This window comes from Providencia sp. UF-183 (assembly GCF_058246155.1).
In genome coordinates, this window is sequence record NZ_JBSICD010000003.1 from 77,211 (window position 1) to 97,134 (window position 19,924).

18 protein-coding genes are annotated in these 19,924 nt (G+C 41.0%); 10 read left to right on the top strand and 8 right to left on the bottom strand.

Annotation, left to right across the window (positions count from 1 at the left end; all coding sequences use genetic code 11):
• Positions 1 to 3 precede the first annotated feature (3 nt).
• Entirely contained in the window at positions 4 to 933 is a 930-nt protein-coding gene (gene thrB / locus AC4IFT_RS03315) for a homoserine kinase (protein WP_490750623.1), read from the top strand.
• A gap of 3 nt (positions 934 to 936) precedes the next feature.
• Positions 937 to 2,232, top strand: coding sequence for a threonine synthase (thrC, locus tag AC4IFT_RS03320; RefSeq protein WP_490731622.1), 1,296 nt, complete (start codon positions 937 to 939; stop codon positions 2,230 to 2,232).
• Positions 2,233 to 2,319: 87 nt separating this feature from the next.
• Here thrC and AC4IFT_RS03325 read toward each other — a convergent pair whose 3' ends face one another.
• The 5 genes from AC4IFT_RS03325 to AC4IFT_RS03345 all read right to left on the bottom strand — a co-directional run bounded on the left by AC4IFT_RS03325 (position 2,320) and on the right by AC4IFT_RS03345 (position 6,115).
• On the bottom strand, positions 2,320 to 2,979 hold the full coding sequence (locus AC4IFT_RS03325) for a hypothetical protein (protein WP_490731624.1): 660 nt from the start codon (positions 2,977 to 2,979) through the stop codon (positions 2,320 to 2,322).
• A gap of 56 nt (positions 2,980 to 3,035) precedes the next feature.
• Positions 3,036 to 3,275 (bottom strand): hypothetical protein, encoded by a 240-nt coding sequence (locus AC4IFT_RS03330; protein ID WP_490750624.1) that lies wholly within the window; start codon positions 3,273 to 3,275, stop codon positions 3,036 to 3,038.
• A 200-nt stretch (positions 3,276 to 3,475) separates the two neighbouring features.
• The gene (locus AC4IFT_RS03335) at positions 3,476 to 3,943 is read right to left on the bottom strand and encodes a hypothetical protein (RefSeq protein ID WP_490750625.1); all 468 of its coding nucleotides are present in this window, start codon (positions 3,941 to 3,943) and stop codon (positions 3,476 to 3,478) included.
• A gap of 110 nt (positions 3,944 to 4,053) precedes the next feature.
• Positions 4,054 to 5,439, bottom strand: a complete 1,386-nt coding sequence (locus AC4IFT_RS03340; protein WP_490750626.1) for a Cu(+)/Ag(+) sensor histidine kinase — start codon at positions 5,437 to 5,439, stop codon at positions 4,054 to 4,056.
• The gene (locus AC4IFT_RS03345; RefSeq protein ID WP_490731632.1) at positions 5,432 to 6,115 is read right to left on the bottom strand and encodes a heavy metal response regulator transcription factor; all 684 of its coding nucleotides are present in this window, start codon (positions 6,113 to 6,115) and stop codon (positions 5,432 to 5,434) included. Before AC4IFT_RS03345 ends, AC4IFT_RS03340 begins: the two co-directional genes overlap by 8 nt.
• A 153-nt stretch (positions 6,116 to 6,268) precedes the next feature.
• On the opposite strand from AC4IFT_RS03345, the gene AC4IFT_RS03350 reads away from it, so the two are divergent.
• From AC4IFT_RS03350 to AC4IFT_RS03370, 5 genes are read left to right on the top strand one after another with little or no spacing between them, the layout of a single operon-like run.
• A complete protein-coding gene (locus tag AC4IFT_RS03350) occupies positions 6,269 to 7,657 on the top strand; it encodes an efflux transporter outer membrane subunit (protein WP_490750627.1) in 1,389 nt (462 codons plus the stop codon).
• Between the two features lie 8 nt (positions 7,658 to 7,665).
• The gene (locus tag AC4IFT_RS03355) at positions 7,666 to 8,007 is read left to right on the top strand and encodes a copper-binding protein (protein ID WP_490731636.1); all 342 of its coding nucleotides are present in this window, start codon (positions 7,666 to 7,668) and stop codon (positions 8,005 to 8,007) included.
• A gap of 17 nt (positions 8,008 to 8,024) precedes the next feature.
• Positions 8,025 to 9,293, top strand: coding sequence for an efflux RND transporter periplasmic adaptor subunit (locus AC4IFT_RS03360; RefSeq protein ID WP_490750628.1), 1,269 nt, complete (start codon positions 8,025 to 8,027; stop codon positions 9,291 to 9,293).
• A 3-nt stretch (positions 9,294 to 9,296) separates the two neighbouring features.
• Positions 9,297 to 12,434, top strand: a complete 3,138-nt coding sequence (locus tag AC4IFT_RS03365) for an efflux RND transporter permease subunit (protein WP_490750629.1) — start codon at positions 9,297 to 9,299, stop codon at positions 12,432 to 12,434.
• A gap of 45 nt (positions 12,435 to 12,479) precedes the next feature.
• Positions 12,480 to 12,902 (top strand): DUF411 domain-containing protein, encoded by a 423-nt coding sequence (locus tag AC4IFT_RS03370; protein ID WP_490731642.1) that lies wholly within the window; start codon positions 12,480 to 12,482, stop codon positions 12,900 to 12,902.
• Between the two features lie 53 nt (positions 12,903 to 12,955).
• On the opposite strand, the gene AC4IFT_RS03375 is transcribed toward AC4IFT_RS03370, so the two are convergent.
• Complete coding sequence (locus AC4IFT_RS03375) at positions 12,956 to 13,945, bottom strand: aldo/keto reductase (RefSeq protein ID WP_490750630.1); 990 nt, start codon at positions 13,943 to 13,945, stop codon at positions 12,956 to 12,958.
• A gap of 191 nt (positions 13,946 to 14,136) precedes the next feature.
• Positions 14,137 to 14,913: a peroxide stress protein YaaA gene (gene yaaA / locus AC4IFT_RS03380; protein ID WP_490731646.1), complete on the bottom strand. Its 777-nt coding sequence runs from the start codon at positions 14,911 to 14,913 to the stop codon at positions 14,137 to 14,139.
• 351 nt (positions 14,914 to 15,264) lie between these two features.
• Here yaaA and tal point away from each other — a divergent pair, with 351 nt between their 5' ends.
• A complete protein-coding gene (tal, locus tag AC4IFT_RS03385; RefSeq protein WP_272539038.1) occupies positions 15,265 to 16,218 on the top strand; it encodes a transaldolase in 954 nt (317 codons plus the stop codon).
• A 189-nt stretch (positions 16,219 to 16,407) separates the two neighbouring features.
• Positions 16,408 to 16,989 carry a molybdopterin adenylyltransferase gene (gene mog, locus AC4IFT_RS03390; RefSeq protein ID WP_219245684.1) on the top strand — a complete coding sequence of 194 codons (582 nt, stop codon included), beginning with the start codon at positions 16,408 to 16,410 and terminating at the stop codon, positions 16,987 to 16,989.
• 58 nt (positions 16,990 to 17,047) lie between these two features.
• Here mog and satP read toward each other — a convergent pair whose 3' ends face one another.
• Positions 17,048 to 17,614, bottom strand: a complete 567-nt coding sequence (gene satP, locus AC4IFT_RS03395; protein WP_219245685.1) for an acetate uptake transporter — start codon at positions 17,612 to 17,614, stop codon at positions 17,048 to 17,050.
• A gap of 337 nt (positions 17,615 to 17,951) precedes the next feature.
• Here satP and dnaK point away from each other — a divergent pair, with 337 nt between their 5' ends.
• Positions 17,952 to 19,862: a molecular chaperone DnaK gene (gene dnaK / locus AC4IFT_RS03400; RefSeq protein WP_490731651.1), complete on the top strand. Its 1,911-nt coding sequence runs from the start codon at positions 17,952 to 17,954 to the stop codon at positions 19,860 to 19,862.
• Positions 19,863 to 19,924 lie beyond the last annotated feature (62 nt).

The window sequence follows — 19,924 nt, forward strand, 5'->3', positions numbered from 1 at the left end:
TAAGTGATTAAAGTTTATGCACCCGCTTCAATCGGTAATGTTAGCGTCGGGTTTGATGTCCTTGGCGCGGCAGTTTCACCTGCTGATGGCTCACTATTAGGCGATTGTGTGACTGTCGAGGCGGCAGAGACATTTTCGTTAACCAACAAAGGTAAATTTGTTTCTAAGCTACCAAAGAAAAACGAACACAATATCGTTTACCAATGTTGGCAGCTGTTTTGCGAGCGTTTGGGGAAACAGCTGAATGTAGCAATGACGCTTGAGAAAAACATGCCAATTGGCTCAGGCTTAGGCTCTAGTGCATGTTCTGTTGTTGCAGCCCTGATGGCGCTGAATGAATTTGCAGAAAAACCGTTTGATGACACGCAGCTGCTTGGCATGATGGGGGAATTGGAAGGGCGTATTTCGGGTAGCGTGCATTACGATAACGTCGCACCGTGTTTCCTCGGTGGATTGCAGCTGATTATCGAGCAAAATGGTATTATTTCCCAGCCAGTGCCTGCATTCGACAATTGGTATTGGGTGATGGCATATCCGGGAATTAAAGTCTCGACGGCTGAAGCGCGTGCTATCTTACCAAACAGCTATCCGCGTCATGATATCGTCAATCATGGGCGCTATCTCTCGGGTTTTATCCACGCTTGTCATACTAATCAGCCACTGTTGGCAGCGACGATGATCCAAGACGTGGTTGCAGAACCATACCGTACACAATTACTGCCTGGCTTTGCGGAGGCTCGACAAAACGCTAAAGAAATCGGTGCGTTAGCGTGTGGGATCTCCGGTTCAGGGCCAACATTATTTGCCATTTGTGATGATAAACTTATTGCAGAAAAAATGGCCGCGTATTTGCAACAACATTATATTCAGAATGATGAAGGCTTTGTGCATATCTGCCGTTTGGATCTCGCCGGGGCAAGGACAATAGGGTAAACAATGAAACTGTATAATTTAAAAGATAATAACGAGCAAGTTAGCTTTGCACAAGCTGTCAAACAAGGTTTAGGTAAGCAGCAAGGCCTGTTTTTCCCACAAGATTTGCCAGAATTTAGCGCAGCAGAAATCGACGAATTATTAAAATTAGATTTCGTGACGCGTAGTAGTAAAATTCTGAGCGCGTTTATTGGTGATGAAATTCCAGAAGCTGAGCTTGCCGCGCGCGTGAAAGCGGCATTTGCTTTCCCTGCGCCAGTTTCTAAAGTGGAAGATGACGTCGCAACTCTCGAATTATATCACGGCCCAACATTGGCATTTAAAGACTTCGGTGGGCGCTTTATGGCGCAAGCTCTGGGGCAAGTGGCGGGTGAGCAACCTGTTACAATTCTAACAGCAACGTCTGGTGATACTGGTGCGGCAGTGGCACATGCTTTCTATCGTTTAAATAACGTTCAAGTAGTGATCCTCTACCCAGAAGGCAAAATTAGCCCACTGCAAGAGAAACTGTTCTGTACACTCGGTGAAAATATCCACACGGTGGCTATCAAGGATGATTTTGATGCCTGTCAGGCATTAGTTAAACAATCGTTTGATGATGAGGAGTTGAAAAAAGCGTTATTCTTAAATTCAGCTAACTCGATCAATATTAGCCGTTTATTAGCGCAGATCTGCTATTACTTTGAAGCGGTTGCGCAGATCCCTGCTGAAAAACGTGATCATTTAGTGATCTCTGTTCCAAGTGGTAACTTTGGTGATTTAACGGCTGGTTTATTAGCAAAATCCATGGGCTTACCTGTTAAACGCTTTATTGCGGCAACCAACGTGAATGATACGGTTCCGCGTTATTTAGTCGAAGGTGAGTGGAAACCACATCAAACGATTGCAACGTTGTCTAACGCGATGGATGTGAGCCAGCCAAATAACTGGCCGCGCATTGAAGAACTTTTCCGTCGTAAAGGTTGGTCGATGAAAGAGCTTGGGTTTGGTGCAGTTGACGATGAAGTGACAAAAGACACCGTTCGTGAATTGGATAAAAAAGGGTATTTATCAGAGCCTCATGCGGCGGTTGCGTATCGTGTGTTGCGTGATCAACTCCAATCTGGTGAATATGGCTTGTTCCTCGGCACTGCACACCCCGCTAAATTCAAAGAAAGCGTTGAGGAGATCTTAAATAAGCAGATCCCTTTACCAAAAGAATTAGCTGAGCGCGCAGACTCGCCACTGTTATCTCATTTCTTACCTTCTGATTTTGCAAAATTACGTGAATTTCTAATGAAATTAGCACCAAAGCAATAAGTGGGTTGTGATGTCAAAACGGAAGCTTAGGCTTCCGTTTTTGTTTAACGGATGCCTAATTAATTATTATCATAATGATATTATTAGCTAAATTGAGCTCCATCCATCATCTCCATCGCGCCCACCATCAGAACCACCACGCCCACCTTTACCTCCTTTTCCACCGTTTGGCCCTGCATCACCCCCTTTTCCGCCATCACCACTTCCTGAGCCATCACCTCCATTGCCGCCATTTCCGCCATTTAATCCTCCATTGCCCCCACTACCGCCGTGACCGTTAACTGAACCATTTCCTCCATTTCCGCCATTCCCTCTGCCGTCACCGTTTCCTCCATTACCTCCATCACCTCCATAGATGCCCCCACTACCGCCATTTCCTCCATTTCCATTAGTTCCAGGGGCTGCATTTCCACCGTGGTTGCCGTGGCTCTGAGTAGTATGGCTTCCCCCATTTCCCCCATTTCCACCGTTTTGGCCGTCGCCGCCCACTCCTCCATTATTGCCATTACTGCCGTTGGCGCCATTTTGTCCACTAGTTGAGGTGTTTTCGTGATCAATCAATTGAAACGTATTTTTTTTCTCATGTATTAGCCCGCAATTAAATTGTGAAGGAGGATTAGTCATGATGGTGGTGGCTTCTTGAGATAAGCAACTAATCAATAAATTAAAGGAGTTAGTGGCATGGCTGGTAATAGAGATACTCATTAAGAGTAGAGAGCAGAATGATAAAGTTGATTGGTTATTCATAAGCGCCTCCATTTCCCCCCTTTAGGTAAGGGGGAAATATTGATTGGTATTATTAATTAGTGGCCATTACCACCATTTCCTCCATTGCCGCCATTACCGCCATTGCCGCCACTTCCACCACTTCCTCCACTTCCTCCATGGCCTCCATTACCACCATTACCACCATTCCCACCGTGATTTTGCCAGAGTTCGGATGTGGTTAAAGGCGGTGTTTCTAATAACCAGAGAAAAGATGCTGTTGCAAAAGATGAGATAGGAAATAATAAAGATATAATTAAAATAGATGTTTTATGCATATAAATCCCTTGTTTAAAGTGAATTAAATAAAGTGCATAAAAAAGTCTAATTTATTATTTGTAATATTCAATAGGTAGGAGATTTAATCTTTTCATTAAATATGTTGGTGATGAAATATAAAATAATAATAGCTTTCTTCATGGGTGCAATTGATTTTAGCCATATTATTTTATTTTGGATAATATGGCTTTGATAAAATTTAATTAATAAATTTCGAGTGGTTATCTATTTCATTTTGAATGTATGCAGACGAACTGTTTTTATTTAATTTGAGCATAACAATTGCTTTCTCATGTTCATTCATATCCGCAAATAAAGTGGCGGGGTTCATTTGGTTTTGTTTGAAGTTTGTTGATTTTTCAAGGTGTGACCGAATACTGCTTAACACAGTAGGGGCGGTATTATTTTGAGTGAAGCTTAAGGCGATAGCGGCTTTTTCATGGCTATCTAATTGAGAAAAGGTAGTGCCACTATTAATGTTTTTCTCAATATTAATACCTGCTTGGCTTAAATGTTGTTGGATGGCATATTGGTTAGCCGCAGAACTATTATTTTCAGTAAATGTTAATGCAGTGGCGGCATTTTTATGAATATCCATATCTGAATTTGCATTGGCAAGATGGGTGGTAGCAGCAATAAGACTTAGTGCAATAATAACCTTTTTCATTATCTATCCTTATTTAATTAAATGAATTTCAATAAGGTCATAATAATGAATACATACTGTCTAAAAGCTGACAGTAAAATGACAAGATTGCCATCTTACATATTGAATATTTAATTCTTGGGTAAGAAAATGGTAAATCGTGTTGAATATTCATCAGATTTCACGTTAATGCTTCCTTTATGGGTCAATATAATGGACTTCACAATGGCGAGGCCGATACCGCTTCCTTCATTTTTTCGTTGGCGTGATTTATCAACGCGATAAAATCGGTCAAATAACTTTGGCAAGTGTTCTTCTGGGATTTTGTTTCCCGGGTTACTGACAATAATTTCGATGCCATTTTGGACATTTGCTAGGTTTATACTTACTGTGTCACCTTTAGGTGTATAGCGGATAGCATTAGAAATTAAGTTTGTTAGTGCTCTTCTTAGCATGTCTTTGTCCGCTAAAATGATGTCAGCTTCGCCAACCATTTTAAGTTTAATTTCATTATCTTCAGCTAAGAACTCAAAATAATCGAAAATAAGCACAATTTCTGACTGTACATCCACTTGTTTTTTCTCAGGAATGAGTCGATTATCATCGGCTTGAGCAAGAAATAACATATCTGAAATCATTCGTGAAAGCCGGTTATACTCTTCTAGGTTTGAATAAAGAACTTCGACAAGTTCTTCTTTTGTACGGCTCTTATTTAGCGAAATTTGAGTTTCGGTCATTAGGTTTGTAATCGGCGTTCGCATCTCGTGAGCAATATCGGCTGAAAAATTAGTTTGCCTAACAAAAACATCCTCAATTTTGACTATCATTTGGTTAAATGACTCAGTGAGTTGTTTTAATTCTTTTGGTACGGATGTGGGGTCTAATCGAACACTTAAATTTTCTGAAGTAACATTTTTAATTTCATCACTCACTTCTTTAAGGGGTTTAAGCCCTTTAATGACCAGAAAATAGACAATAAATATTGTTAATAAACATAGCAAAACAGCGCTAATGATTAGGCTATTGATTAGCGAGCTTAAATAATCGTGATGAAAGTTAAGGGAAAGTGCGGTGACTAATCGGTATTGTTTGGCATCACTAGGTATGCCAACTTGAATATATTTTTCTGCGATGCGGTAATTTTCAAGGTATTGTTCGTGGTTATTTTTTTCAGCATTGTAGTTTTTTAATGCTTCAATAATATCTTTATTCGTATTGGGGGAAACTAACGTATTACCCTGATTATCTGAAAGGTAAACAGCAATATCTTGGTGCTCATTTAGAATAGTTTTTATACGCAAAAACTGTTCATTTTGCGGATCGGAATTTTCGCTTAATAAGCTGCTGATGGTTAGATTTATTTGGCTTAACGTGTATTCATCCTGTTGCTTAAAATGCAGCACAACGGAGTTGATCATGATCCAACTAAATAATAATAAAGCCAGTGAGAGCGTTGCACCGATCAAAACGACGAGCCGAGTTAAAATAGAGACTGGCGGATGAAATAATTTAATCATTTTCTGGGATCTCTAATAAATACCCCATTCCTCTAATAGTGTGGATCAATTTAGGCTCATAATTAAGATCTATTTTCGATCTCAAACGTTTAATTGCGACATCAATGACGTTAGTATCACTATCAAAATTCATATCCCACACCTTGGAGGCAATTAAAGAACGCGATAAAACCTCTCCTTGGTGCAAAACAAAAAATTCAAGTAGTGCAAATTCTTTACTGGTTAAATTAATTTTATCGTTAGCACGAGTAACGCGTCGTTTTATTAAATCAACATGAAGATCTGCGATATGGAATTGGGTTTTTTGGATACTATTATTACCACGGCGCAGTAAGGTGCGAACGCGCGCCAGTAATTCAGAAAAATCGAAAGGTTTGATTAAATAATCATCGGCTCCCAATTCTAACCCCTTTACTCGATGCTCAACATTACCCAGTGCAGTTAACATTAATATTGGGGTATTCCTTCCCATTGCTCGCAAGTTTTTAGCAATTTCCCAACCATTAATATCGGGTAACATCACATCAAGAATAATTAAATCATACTCTTCAGTTGTCGCCATATGCAGGCCTGTGATCCCATTTTCTATTGCATCAACCACAAAGCCAGATTCGGTTAACCCTTTAGATAAATATTCTCTGGTCTTATGTTCATCTTCCACAATAAGTAATTTCACAGTCACCTCAACGACAATATTTGCACTACTTCATTCTAAGCATTGAAATCCTCAAATGTAAAATGACAAATTTGTCATTTTCATGTCATGAATCTAACAGGCAGCTTTTTTTACTATAACGCCAATTTTAATCATCAGAGGCATGGCTATACCATGTATTTTCCCAAAATATTATTGATAGCAAATGCCCTAATTTTAAGTGGCTGTGTTTCATTAGCACCTGAATACCAACGCCCAAATTTAAATGTACCAAACCAATTAAACAGCGGTGTATCGACCTCAACTGAGCAACCGACATTTTTACTGCCAAGCTGGCAAGTGTTTATTCAAGACTCGCAACTGAAAGCGGTTATTCAACGTGCGCTTGAGAAAAATAGTGATCTGTATTTAGCTGCCTTGGATGTCGAAGAGGCCCGAGTTCGTTTTGGGCTAGCTAGCGCAGAAAAATACCCACAGATTAACGCTTCAATGGGGAGCGACTATAGCCGAGGGTTACAGCAAGGTGCAGCATTTGATAAAAAATATAATGCAGGCGTAGATATTAGCTATGAATTGGACTTTTTTGGGCGAATAAAAAATTTAACTGAAGGGGATAAAGCAAAATTTATTGCCTCAGAAGAGATGCACAGAGCAACTCAAATTTTAACGATTAAAACGGTTGCAGAAGCGTATTTAGATGTCGCATATAACCAGCAACTATTATTGATTGCACAAGAGACGAAAACGAGTTACCTCAATAGCCAATCGATCGTGGCACAAAAAGTGGCAGCAGGAAAAGCGACATTGGCTGATTTAGAACAAGCGAAAGGGCAAGTTCAGTCAATTGAAATCAATATCGAAAACATTCACAGCGAAATTGCCAGAAATGAAAATTTAGTGAATTTTTTAACGAATGACTATATTCAAAAAGTCAAAATGCCAGAAGGTGGTTTTGAACTAAATTACCCGTTGATCACCGCACCTTCGACCTTGTCTTCTGACATTTTATTAAGTCGCCCAGATATTATGGCAGCAGAGCAAAATATCATTTCCGAGAATGCCAGTATTGGTGTGGCAAGGGCTGCATTTTTCCCCTCTATTTCCTTCAATACAGGTGTCGCTAACAGCAACGATTCATTGTCAGGCTTATTTGATTCCTCAAATGGTGTTTGGAATTTTATTCCCAAAATCACCCTACCTATTTTTACTGGAGGAACAAATAGTCGAAACCTTGAGCTTGCAAATATCCGTAAAAACAAAGCGATTGTGAACTATGAAAAAAGTATTCAAGTGGCTTTTCGTGAAGTGAAAGATGCGTTGGTTATTAAGTCGAGCTTGGAAAAGCAATTAAGTGCACAGGTACTGTACGTCAATACATTGCAGAGTGTCTTAACACAAAAACAAGCCAGTTACCGCTATGGTGGCTCCAGCTATTTAGATGTGCTTGAAGCACAAAGAAGCTTATTTACTGAGCAGCAAAATTTACTGAAGTTAAAAATCGAACAGCAGAAGAATGAGGTGACTTTATTCTCTGCACTTGGTGGTGGGTTTATTAAATCATGAGGACAAGTATGAAAAAGTTAAATGGCATCGTTTTTGCCCTTTCAATGGGCATGTTCACTGCGGCAGGTTACGCAAATGCGGCGGATCATAATCATTCTGTTTATCCTGAAAAAGTTGCAGAGCCTGTTATCAATACGGAAGGGAAATTAATTTCTATTGATAAAGAAAATAAGAAATTAACGATTAACCACAAAGAGATTGAAAGTATTGGGTGGCCGCCAATGACGATGCGCTTCACCTATGAAGATGAAAATATGATTAAAGGCTTACAGGACAATGACGAATTAAAATTTTCCTTTGAGCAAAAAGGCAATCTTTCAATATTAAAATCCGTCGAAAAAATAAACTAATTAGATAGAGAGATGTTATGTCATTAGTTAACCTCACTAAATTGCTGTTGGTTATTATTATATCGAGCGTTATCTCAATCTTGTTTTATCGCTATTTTTTTATTGAAGAAAATAGTCACCAACCAATGGAAAAACAAGAACGCACGGTGTTGTATTGGTATGACCCGATGTATCCAAATACCAAGTTTGATCAACCGGGTAAGTCACCATTTATGGACATGGATCTTGTGCCTAAATATGCCGATGAAAACCAAGGATCAGCAGATAGTAAAGGGATCACTATTAACCCAACTCAAACTCAAAATTTAGGGTTAAAAACGGTTGAGGTAAAATGGGGACAATTAAGCTATGACTTAACATTTCCTGCCGAAATTACGTTTAATGATCACCAATTTGCGATTGTGCAAGCCAGAGAAAGTGGTTTTGTTGAAAAAGTGTATCCATTTACAGTGGGTGAGCGGATCCAAAAAGGTGTTCCAATTGCAGATTTGACGATCCCCGCATGGGTTGAGGCGCAAAGTGAATATTTAGCGTTAAAACAAATGGGGGCAAGCCAAACCGATCTTAATAGCGTGACTGAGCGTTTACGATTAAATGGCATGCCTGAAGGGGCTCTCTCCCAATTTATTAAAACAGGGAAAGTGCAAACACGTTTTACCATCCAAGCACCGATATCGGGTGTTATTACTGCATTAAATCTGCGTTTAGGTATGAATATTTCCAAAGAAATGGCTATTGCTCAAATACAAGGAACCAATCCTTTGTGGGTGAATGCATCTGTTTCCCAATCAGTAGCGGAGTTATTAACCAAACAAGCTCAGTTTTCGGTGTCTATCCCCGCTTACCCAACTCAGCAATTTACAGTGAAAAATTGGTTGATATTACCAAGTGCAGATCAAGCAAGTCGCACCATTAATATTCGCGCTGAAATTGAAGATAACGCCAATGTATTAAAGCCGGGTATGACTGCCTATTTAAACTTGCAGGCGAAGGGGCCAGAAAGTTTATTAGTTCCTTCTCAAGCCATTGTGGATTCAGGGAAAGAACAACACGTTATTGTCGTGGGGGAACATGGGGAGTTTATCCCTAAAAAAGTGCGTGTTATCACTGAATCCCAGCAAACAACGGCTATTTCACAAGGGTTACAAGTTGGCGAAAAGATTGTGACGCAAGGCATTTTTCTTATCGATTCAGAAGCCAATATTGCGGGCGCATTAGCCCGAATGGAAGCGCTTCCCTTGCAATCCGAGCTATCAAATCATTCATCACATAAATCTCAGGAGTAGACTATGTTGGAATGGATTATAAGACGCTCGGTGGCAAATCGCTTTTTAGTGTTAATGGGCGTGGTATTTTTAGTTATCGCAGGAATATGGAGCATCCGCAGCACACCTGTTGATGCCTTACCTGACTTATCTGATGTGCAGGTGATAATCAAAACCACTTATCCAGGGCAAGCCCCGCAACTGGTTGAAAATCAAGTCACTTACCCAATAACAACCACAATGCTATCTGTGCCGGGGGCAAAAACAGTTCGCGGGTTTTCGGCCTTTGGTGACTCTTATGTATATGTCATTTTTGAAGATAATACCGATTTATATTGGGCGCGCTCGCGGGTTTTAGAGTATTTAAATCAAGTCCAATCAAAACTTCCAAAAGGCGCAGTTGCCTCAATTGGTCCAGATGCAACCGGTGTTGGTTGGGTTTTTGAATATGCGTTGGTGGATAAAAGTGGTAAGTATAACTTAGCTGAATTGCGTTCGCTCCAAGATTGGTTTTTGAAATATGAATTAAAAGCACTGCCAAACGTTTCTGAAGTTGCAACCGTTGGTGGCGTGGTGAAATCTTATCAAATCATTGCCGACCCGCTTAAGTTAGCGCAGTTTTCAGTGACGTTACCTGAAATAAAACAAGCCGTTGAAATGGCTAATCAAGAGGCGGGTGGTTCTTCCATCGAAATTGCTGAAGCTGAATTTATGGTTAGAGCCAATGGTTATCTGCAATCTATAGATGACTTTAATAAAATCTACCTGAAAATGGCAGAAAATAACGTCCCAATCTACCTGAAAGACGTGGCTCGCATCCAAGAAGGCCCTGAAATGCGCCGTGGTGTTGCGGAGCTTAACGGGGAAGGTGAAGTTGTCGGCGGGATCATTTTACTACGTTCAGGTGAAAACGCGCGAAATGTTATTCATGATGTAAAACAAAAGCTTGAGGATTTAAGTGCCAGTTTACCCGAAGGCATTGAAATCATCACAACCTATGATAGAAGCATTCTGATTGATAATGCGATTGATAACCTTAGTTATAAGCTGCTAGAGGAATTCATTGTTGTTGCCCTAGTTTGTGCGGTTTTCTTATGGCATTTCCGTTCTGCTTTAGTGGCGATTATCTCTTTACCTTTAGGGCTGTTTATTGCGTTTATTGTTATGCGTTACCAAGGAATAAATGCAAACATTATGTCGCTTGGCGGAATTGCGATTGCCATTGGCGCAATGGTGGATGCGGCTATTGTGATGATTGAAAATGCCCATAAAAAATTAGAAAAATGGCAGCATCAACATGAAGGGCAAGCTCTCGATAATACGCAGCGCTGGAAATTAATTACAGACTCGGCAGTTGAAGTTGGGCCTGCATTATTTATCAGCTTACTTATTATCACGCTTTCTTTTATTCCTATCTTTACGTTGGAAGGCCAAGAAGGGCGTTTATTTGGGCCTCTGGCATTTACCAAAACCTATGCGATGGCGGGCGCTGCCGCATTAGCATTAATCGTGATCCCGATATTAATGGGGTATTGGATCCGCGGTAATATCCCAAATGAAAATAAAAACCCACTAAACCGTTGGCTAATTGCAATATATAGCCCCATTTTATTAAAAGTATTGGCGTGGCCGAAAACGACATTGTTGATTGGTGTTCTGTCATTGTTTACCGTGATATGGCCATTAAAGCATTTAGGGGGTGAATTTCTTCCATCAATTAACGAAGGTGATTTACTGTATATGCCGTCGACCTTACCAGGGGTATCTCCTGCTCAAGCGGCTTTTTTATTGCAAAATACCGATAAGTTAATCAAAACCATTCCTGAAGTTGATACCGTTTTTGGCAAGGTGGGGAAAGCGGAAACCGCCACTGACTCGGCGCCGATGGAAATGATCGAAACCACCATTCGTTTAAAGCCACAGTCTGAGTGGCGTGAAGGGATGACACTGGAAAAAATTATCGATGAGTTAGATGAAACGGTGCGTTTGCCGGGAGTTGCTAATTTATGGGTTCCACCGATTCGTAATCGAATCGATATGCTTTCTACAGGGGTCAAAAGCCCAATAGGCATTAAAGTGTCAGGGAAAGACCTTGAAGAAATCGATGCATTTGCACAACAGATTGAAAAAGTGACGAAAACAGTCCCAGGGGTCGTCTCTGTGTTAGCTGAACGGTTAGTGGGCGGTCGGTACATTGATGTTAAAATCGACAGGGAAAAAGCGGCTCGTTTTGGTATGAGTATCAGTGATGTGCAGGTGTATATCTCAACGGCGACAGGTGGGGAGATGATAGGGGAAACTGTTGAAGGGATAGAGCGTTACCCTATTAGCCTAAGGTACCCACAGGATTACCGAAACAGTGTTTCTGCACTGAAATTATTACCAATTTTAACACCTAATAAGCAACAAATTGTCCTCAGTGATGTGGCCGATGTCGTAGTGCAAATGGGTCCACCGATGCTGAAAACAGAAAATGCACGGCCAACCAGTTGGATTTATATCGACGCACGAGATAGAGATATGGTCTCTGTTATTAATGATATCGATACGGCGATAAAAAATAATATTCAAATGAAGCCGGGAGTCAGTTATTCCTTCACTGGGCAATTTGAATTACTTGAAAGAGCCAACCAAAAATTAATGTTAATGGTACCCGCGACTATCATGATTATTTTTGTCTTGCTCTATTTAGCCTTTAGGCGCTTTAGCGAAGCTTTGCTAATTTTATTAAGTTTACCTTTTGCTTTAGTTGGTGCGATTTGGTTCTTGTATTGGATGAATTTTAATTTATCCGTTGCAACAGGCACTGGCTTTATTGCACTGGCGGGGGTTGCTGCCGAATTTGGCGTGGTGATGTTGATTTATTTAAGGCACGCCATTGAGGATAGAGAAAAACAGCAAGGAATAAGTAATTTATCCAATCAGGATTTAGATAGCGCGTTATATGAAGGTGCTGTATTGCGCGTTCGCCCAAAAGCCATGACCGTAGCTGTTATTTTAGCGGGGTTATTACCCATATTATTAGGAACGGGAGTGGGGTCAGAGGTGATGAGCCGAATTGCAGCCCCAATGATCGGTGGAATGATAACTGCACCGTTATTATCGTTATTTATCATTCCTGCTGCATATAAATTGATCTGCCAGATACGTCATAAAAAATAGACACTTTTGAAGTATTAGCCATTATTATTGATAAGGTAAATAGCAATGAAAAAGATAATTTTAGGTGGAATGTTTTTACTGTCATTTTCTGCATTTTCTCAAAACCAGAGCGTACAACTGTATAAAGATGCTAACTGTGGTTGCTGCCAGCTATGGGGGGAAGGTGTTAAAAAAGCAGGGTATGACGTTGTGGTCAATGAAATCAGTTATGATGAGCTGAACAAACTAAATGATGAGCTCAATGTGCCATACAACTTACGCAGCTGCCATGTCGCTAAATACAAAGGTAAAGTGATTGTTGGGCACGTGCCTGTTAGCAGCTTAGATGCGATTGATACGTTGCCTGCGGATGTAGTTGGAGTTTCAGTTCCGGGTATGCCAATCGGTAGTTTAGGTATGGAACAGCCAGATGGAAGAACACAGCCATATTCAGTGGTTCAATTTAAAGCCAATGGCGAATACCGTTAATTAAGAAAAAAATTATCAAGTTGCAGGGCATCCTGCAACTTGTGTGAATAGCATTAACTTTCTAATATCAGCTCAATGGATTTCAGTTCTTTTTGGCTGAAATCGCGGTTTTTTAAGATCCCCATCGCGTCATCAATTTGGCTAATGCGGCTTGCTCCAATCAGAACGGACGTGATTCTATCATGGCGTAATAACCACGCTAATGCCATTTGACTCAGCTTTTGATCACGTCTTGCTGCAATCTCATTCAACTGTTTAACTTTTGCTAAGACAGTCGAAGTGAGCCGTTCAGGAGGTAACGATGGGTTGCCTGCTGCCCGTGAATCGGCGGGGATACCATTCAAGTAGCGATCTGTTAAGATCCCGCCAGCAAGAGGAGAATATGCGATAGAACCTACACCTTCTTCTTCAAGTAGATCGAGTAACCCCTCTTCAGGTGTACGTTCAAACATAGAATATTTGGGCTGGTGGATAAGGCAAGGCGTTCCTAATTCAGTCAGGATGCGAATGGCTTCTTTCGCTAAATCCGCAGGGTAGTTTGAAATTCCAACGTACAGTGCTTTTCCTTGACGAACGATAAGGTCAAGAGCACTCATGGTTTCTTCTAATGGTGTATCAGGGTCTGGTCGATGGTGGTAAAAAATATCCACATAATCAAGACCCATTCGTTTTAAACTCTGATTGAGGCTGGCAACTAAATACTTTTTGCTTCCCCAATCCCCGTAAGGGCCATCCCACATGGTATATCCCGCTTTTGATGAAATGATCATTTCATCGCGATAAGGCAGAAAATCCCGTTGTAAGATCTGGCCAAATTTCGTCTCGGCAGATCCCGGTGGAGGGCCATAATTATTGGCAAGATCAAAATGCGTAATACCAAGGTCAAAAGCATGACGCAGCATGGCTTGGCAGTTATCAAACGATTTGTTATCGCCAAAATTATGCCACAACCCCAATGAAATCAGTGGTAAACGTAGTCCACTACGGCCACATAAACGGTATTCCATTTCAGTATAGCGCTTTGATGATGCAACATACGGCATACTTCACCTCCAAAATAGTGAGCAAAAACCTCTTTTATACTGTCATAAACCCCAAATGTGGGCTGAGGAATCGATGCTAATTTGATTTAGTATGGCTGTTTTATCGCGAAATTGTGATGGCGTACCAAGAATTTTGTGATGCATTGAAAGTGACGGGTATTCACTGTGAATAAATACCCGTTATTGGATGGTTAAATTTGCTCTGGGCGAGTAAAAATCAGTTCATTACCTTTAGATTGGCTTTCATCAAATTGATAGCCTTCTAAATTAAAGTCGGATAATTGATCCGTTTTTGTCAGTTTGTTTTGAATAATAAACCGGCTCATTAAGCCACGTGCTTTCTTCGCATAAAAGCTGATCACTTTGTATTTGCCGTTTTTCTCATCAAGGAATACAGGCTTAATAATTTGCCCATCTAATTTTTGGGTATTTACCGATTTAAAATATTCATCAGAAGCTAGATTAACTAATACTTGGTCTTTTTGCTGAGCAAGTGCTTGGTTCAATTGTTTTGTAATAATATCGCCCCAGAATTCATATAGGTTTTTACCGCGAGTATTTTTTAGTGAAATTCCCATCTCAAGGCGATAAGGCTGCATTAAATCCAATGGGCGCAAAATACCGTAGAGGCCGGATAAAATACGTAAATGAGACTGAGCAAACTCGAAATCTGCTGGGGAAAAGGTTTCTGCTTGCATCCCTGTATAAACATCACCTTTAAAGGCTAAAATAGCTTGGCGTGCATTTTCAGGGGTAAAGTCAGCGTGCCATTCTGCAAAACGCGCTGCGTTGAGGCCTGCCAACTTATCACTGATCTTCATTAAACTGGCAATATCTGCGGGGGTCAACTTACGGCATTCTTTGATGAGCTTTTGCGATTCTGCTAATAACTCAGGTTGCGTAAATTTCGCTGTCGCAAGCGGGCTTTCGTAGTCTAATGTTTTTGCAGGTGAAATAGTAATAAGCATGACTTGACCCTTTATAAAAGAATAATAACGCTTACTTTAGCAAAAATTCATCCTAAATAGCTAATTGATGCAATAAGCCAAATCAATATTATTTTTTGCTATTGTTAGCTAACGAGATATTTCGCTAAAAGGATTCAGCTTGATATCAAGTTGCGAAACCGATTGCCAATCAAATAGTTGCTTTTGACTAGATTTCCTTGCTTGCAGCAATATGGATGCATGATATTATCTGTAGACGGTGCGGCGATAGCCACAATTCCTTTATAATACGCAAAGTAATTCAAGTTGCAGTCTGTTAGCCAACACTGCTACAACTTGAAATATGACGGGTATAACAACGAGATTAAAGAAATGACCGACAAACTGACCTCCTTACGTAGTCTGACAACTGTTGTTGCTGATACCGGCGACATCGAAGCAATGAAGCTTTACAAACCACAAGATGCGACCACTAACCCGTCGCTTATCTTAAATGCTGCACAAATTCCTGAGTACCGTAAATTAATTGATGAAGCGGTTGAATGGGCACGTAAGCAAAGCAGCAATCGCGAGCAACAAATTATTGATGCTTGTGACAAACTGGCTGTGAATATCGGTCTGGAAATTTTGAAATTAGTTCCGGGTCGTATTTCTACTGAAGTTGATGCACGCCTTTCTTATGATGAAGAAGCCTGTATTGCTAAAGCACGTCATTTAATCAAAATGTATAACGATGCAGGTATCAGCAATGATCGCATCCTGATTAAATTAGCGTCAACTTGGCAGGGTATCCGCGCGGCGGAAAAACTGGAAAAAGAAGGTATCAACTGTAACCTGACTTTATTATTCTCTTTTGCTCAAGCACGTGCTTGTGCGGAAGCTGGTGTTTACCTGATCTCTCCATTTGTGGGCCGTATCCTTGACTGGTACAAAGCAAACACAGACAAAAAAGAGTTTGCACCACAAGAAGATCCAGGTGTGGTTTCTGTGACTGAAATCTACAACTACTACAAAGCGCATGGCTACAAAACTGTCGTTATGGGTGCAAGCTTCCGTAATGTGGGCGAAATCATTGAATTAGCAGGTTGTGACCGTTTAACAATCTCCCCAGGCTTGCTGAAAGAGCTGTCTGAATCTGAAGGCACATTAGTGCGTAAACTGACAGATGCAGGCAAAACACAAGAGCCAGGCGCTAAACTGACTGAAGCTGAATTCTACTGGCAGCACAACCAAGATCCAATGGCAGTTGATAAACTGTCTGACGGCATCCGTAAGTTCGCTGTAGACCAAGAAAAACTGGAAAAAATGATTGCAGATTTACTGTAGTTTTTTCTAGCTTCGCTAAAACCCAGCCAATTGGTTGGGTTTTTTTATGGCTATTATTCATTGAGTTACTTCTCAATTTAAATATAAAAAAACCACAACGCTGCACGGAAATATGCTTCATGGTATGATATCGCACCTGTTTATAGGCAAAATTAAACAGTTTCTGATAAGTCAATTTTTGAGGTTTGTATGAATGAATTGCGCATAGGTCTGGTTTCCGTTTCTGATCGTGCTTCGAGCGGTATCTACGAAGATAAAGGCATCCCAGCACTTGAAGAGTGGTTGGCAAAAACGCTGACAACCCCTTTTCGCATTGAAACACGGTTAATTCCTGATGAGCAGATCATGATTGAACAAACTTTGTGTGAGCTAGTGGATGAATTTGCCTGTCATTTAGTACTCACAACAGGTGGTACAGGGCCTGCTCGTCGTGATGTGACACCTGATGCAACATTAGCCATTGCTGATCGTGAAATGCCAGGGTTTGGTGAGCAAATGCGCCAAATTAGCCTGAAATTTGTTCCCACGGCTATTCTATCGCGCCAAGTTGGCGTGATCCGCAACCAAGCCTTAATATTGAATTTACCGGGGCAACCAAAAGCGATTGCTGAAACATTAGAAGGGCTAAAAGATAAAGAAGGTAATGTGCTGGTATCGGGAATTTTTGCCAGCGTTCCATATTGCATTCAATTGCTTGATGGCCCGTATGTGGAAACTGATCCTGCCATAGTGAAGGCATTTAGGCCTAAATCGGCGATCCGTACCGAGTAATTCTTTGAATGAAATCAGGTGAGCATTCACTCACCTGATTAAATACCACTAGCAATTATTAGCCGCGCTGACCAATTGGTAGCACAGTTCTACCATATTGCTCATTTAACACTTCTGCGACCGCTAAATAGAACGCACTCGCGCCACAGATAATTCCTTCGAAACCTGCAAATTTGAGCAGTGCAGCGTTGCCTGTCAGATTGCCGATGGCAAGTAAGGCAAATAAGACAGTTAAGCTACCGAAAACAAATTGCAGCACAAAGTTCGCTTTAAATGTGCCAAGGAACATGAAGAAGGTAAATACGCCCCAAATAGCAAGGAAAACACCTAAGAATTCAGGTGAAGTTGCTTCGGCTAACCCCATGGTAGGTAAAAATAATAATCCCACTAATGCAATCCAAAACATTCCGTAAGAGGTAAATGCGGTTGCGCCGAATGTATTGCCTTTCTTATATTCAATTAGCCCTGCGATAAATTGGGCAATCCCACCATAAAAAATACCCATGCTTAAAATAACGGATGAAAGCGGAAAAAATCCTGCATTATGAATATTCAGCAGGATGGTTGTCATACCAAAGCCTAGTAAACCAAGTGGGCCTGGATTTGCAAGAGAGCTAGACTGCATATAACCTCTGGTAAAGTATATAAAATTCAAATAGATAAATTGAAAGTAAATGCCGCCAAAATGATGGTGGCGGCGAATCATACGCAGTTTTAGTTGTCTAAACAATGATCACAAGACAGGTTTTTTTGCAATAAATGCAAATTTTTTTTAATTCCCCCCTTGATGAATGGATTTACGACCCCATCTTTAAAGCATCAACCGATATCTCTGTGAATTATTGCGTATTGAAAAATAATTTAGGCTCAGGGTTAAAAACGCCCTTGAAAAAGAAATATTGAGCCGCATATAGATTGATATCGAAATCATAGTGAAAAGAATTCCTTTGGAGGCGTTTTAGATGGGTAAAATTATTGGTATCGACTTGGGTACAACTAACTCATGCGTTGCAATTATGGATGGTACTACCGCTCGTGTTCTGGAGAACAGCGAGGGTGACAGAACTACTCCTTCCATCATTGCGTACACTCAAGATGGTGAAATTTTAGTTGGTCAGCCAGCAAAACGTCAGGCTGTTACTAACCCAGAAAATACTTTATTTGCAATCAAGCGTTTGATTGGTCGTCGTTTCCAAGACGAAGAAGTTCAGCGCGATGTCGCTATCATGCCATACAAAATCATCGCGGCAGATAACGGCGATGCTTGGTTAGATGTGAAAGGCCAAAAAATGGCTCCACCACAAGTTTCTGCTGAAGTTCTGAAAAAAATGAAGAAAACAGCGGAAGATTACTTGGGTGAACCCGTTACAGAAGCGGTTATTACCGTTCCTGCTTACTTCAATGATGCTCAGCGTCAAGCAACGAAAGATGCGGGCCGTATCGCTGGTTTAGAAGTAAAACGTATCATCAATGAACCAACAGCAGCGGCATTAGCTTATGGTTTAGACCGTGAAATTGGTAACCGTACAATTGCGGTTTACGACTTAGGTGGCGGTACATTCGACTTATCAATCATCGAAATCGATGAAGTTGATGGCGAAAAAACCTATGAAGTTTTAGCAACTAATGGTGATACTCACTTAGGTGGTGAAGACTTCGATACACGTTTAATCAACTACTTAGTTGACGAATTCAAGAAAGAACAAGGTGTTGACCTGCGTAACGATCCGTTAGCAATGCAACGTCTGAAAGAATCTGCGGAAAAAGCGAAAATTGAGCTGTCTTCTGCACAACAAACTGATGTGAACCTGCCATACATCACTGCTGATGCAACAGGTCCAAAACACATGAACATCAAAGTGACTCGTGCAAAATTAGAGTCACTGGTAGAAGACTTAGTTAAACGTTCAATGGAGCCAGTGAAAGTTGCTCTGCAAGACGCGGGCTTAAGCGTGAGCGAAATCAACGACGTTATCTTAGTCGGTGGTCAAACACGTATGCCAATGGTTCAAAAAGTGGTTGCAGACTTCTTTGGTAAAGAACCACGTAAAGACGTTAACCCAGACGAAGCGGTTGCAATGGGTGCAGCAGTACAAGGTGGTGTTTTAGCCGGTGATGTTAAAGACGTTCTGTTACTTGACGTAACGCCTCTGTCTTTAGGTATCGAAACTATGGGTGGCGTGATGACTTCGTTAATTTCGAAGAATACCACTATCCCAACAAAACACAGCCAAGTGTTCTCAACTGCGGAAGATAACCAAGCAGCCGTGACTATCCATGTTCTGCAAGGTGAACGTAAACGTGCGGGTGATAACAAATCACTGGGCCAATTTAACTTAGATGGTATCCAAGCAGCACCACGCGGTATGCCACAAATCGAAGTTACTTTCGACATCGATGCTGATGGTATCTTGCATGTGTCTGCGAAAGACAAAAACAGCGGCCGTGAGCAAAACATCACCATTAAGGCTTCTTCAGGTCTGAACGACGAAGAAATCGAAAAAATGGTACGTGACGCGGAAGCGAACGCAGAAGCTGACCGTAAATTTGAAGAATTAGTGCAGGTTCGTAACCAAGCTGACCAACTGGTTCACGGTACACGTAAACAAATCGAAGAAGCAGGTGACAAATTACCAGCGGACGATAAAGCAAACATCGAAAAAGCAACATCTGAGTTAGAAGCAGCAGCGAAAGGCGAAGATAAAGCGGATATCGAAGCGAAAATCCAAGCTTTAGTCACTGCATCTGCAAAACTTCTGGAAATCGCACAGCAACAAGCTCAAGCGGGCGGCGCGGCTGGCGCAGAAGCGAAGAAAGATGACGATGTTGTTGACGCTGAGTTCGAAGAAGTTAACGACAAAGACAAAAAATAATGCCCTTAGCGGGCGCAGTAGCTGTAGCGATGATGGTTAATAGTTACTGATACCGGATACGG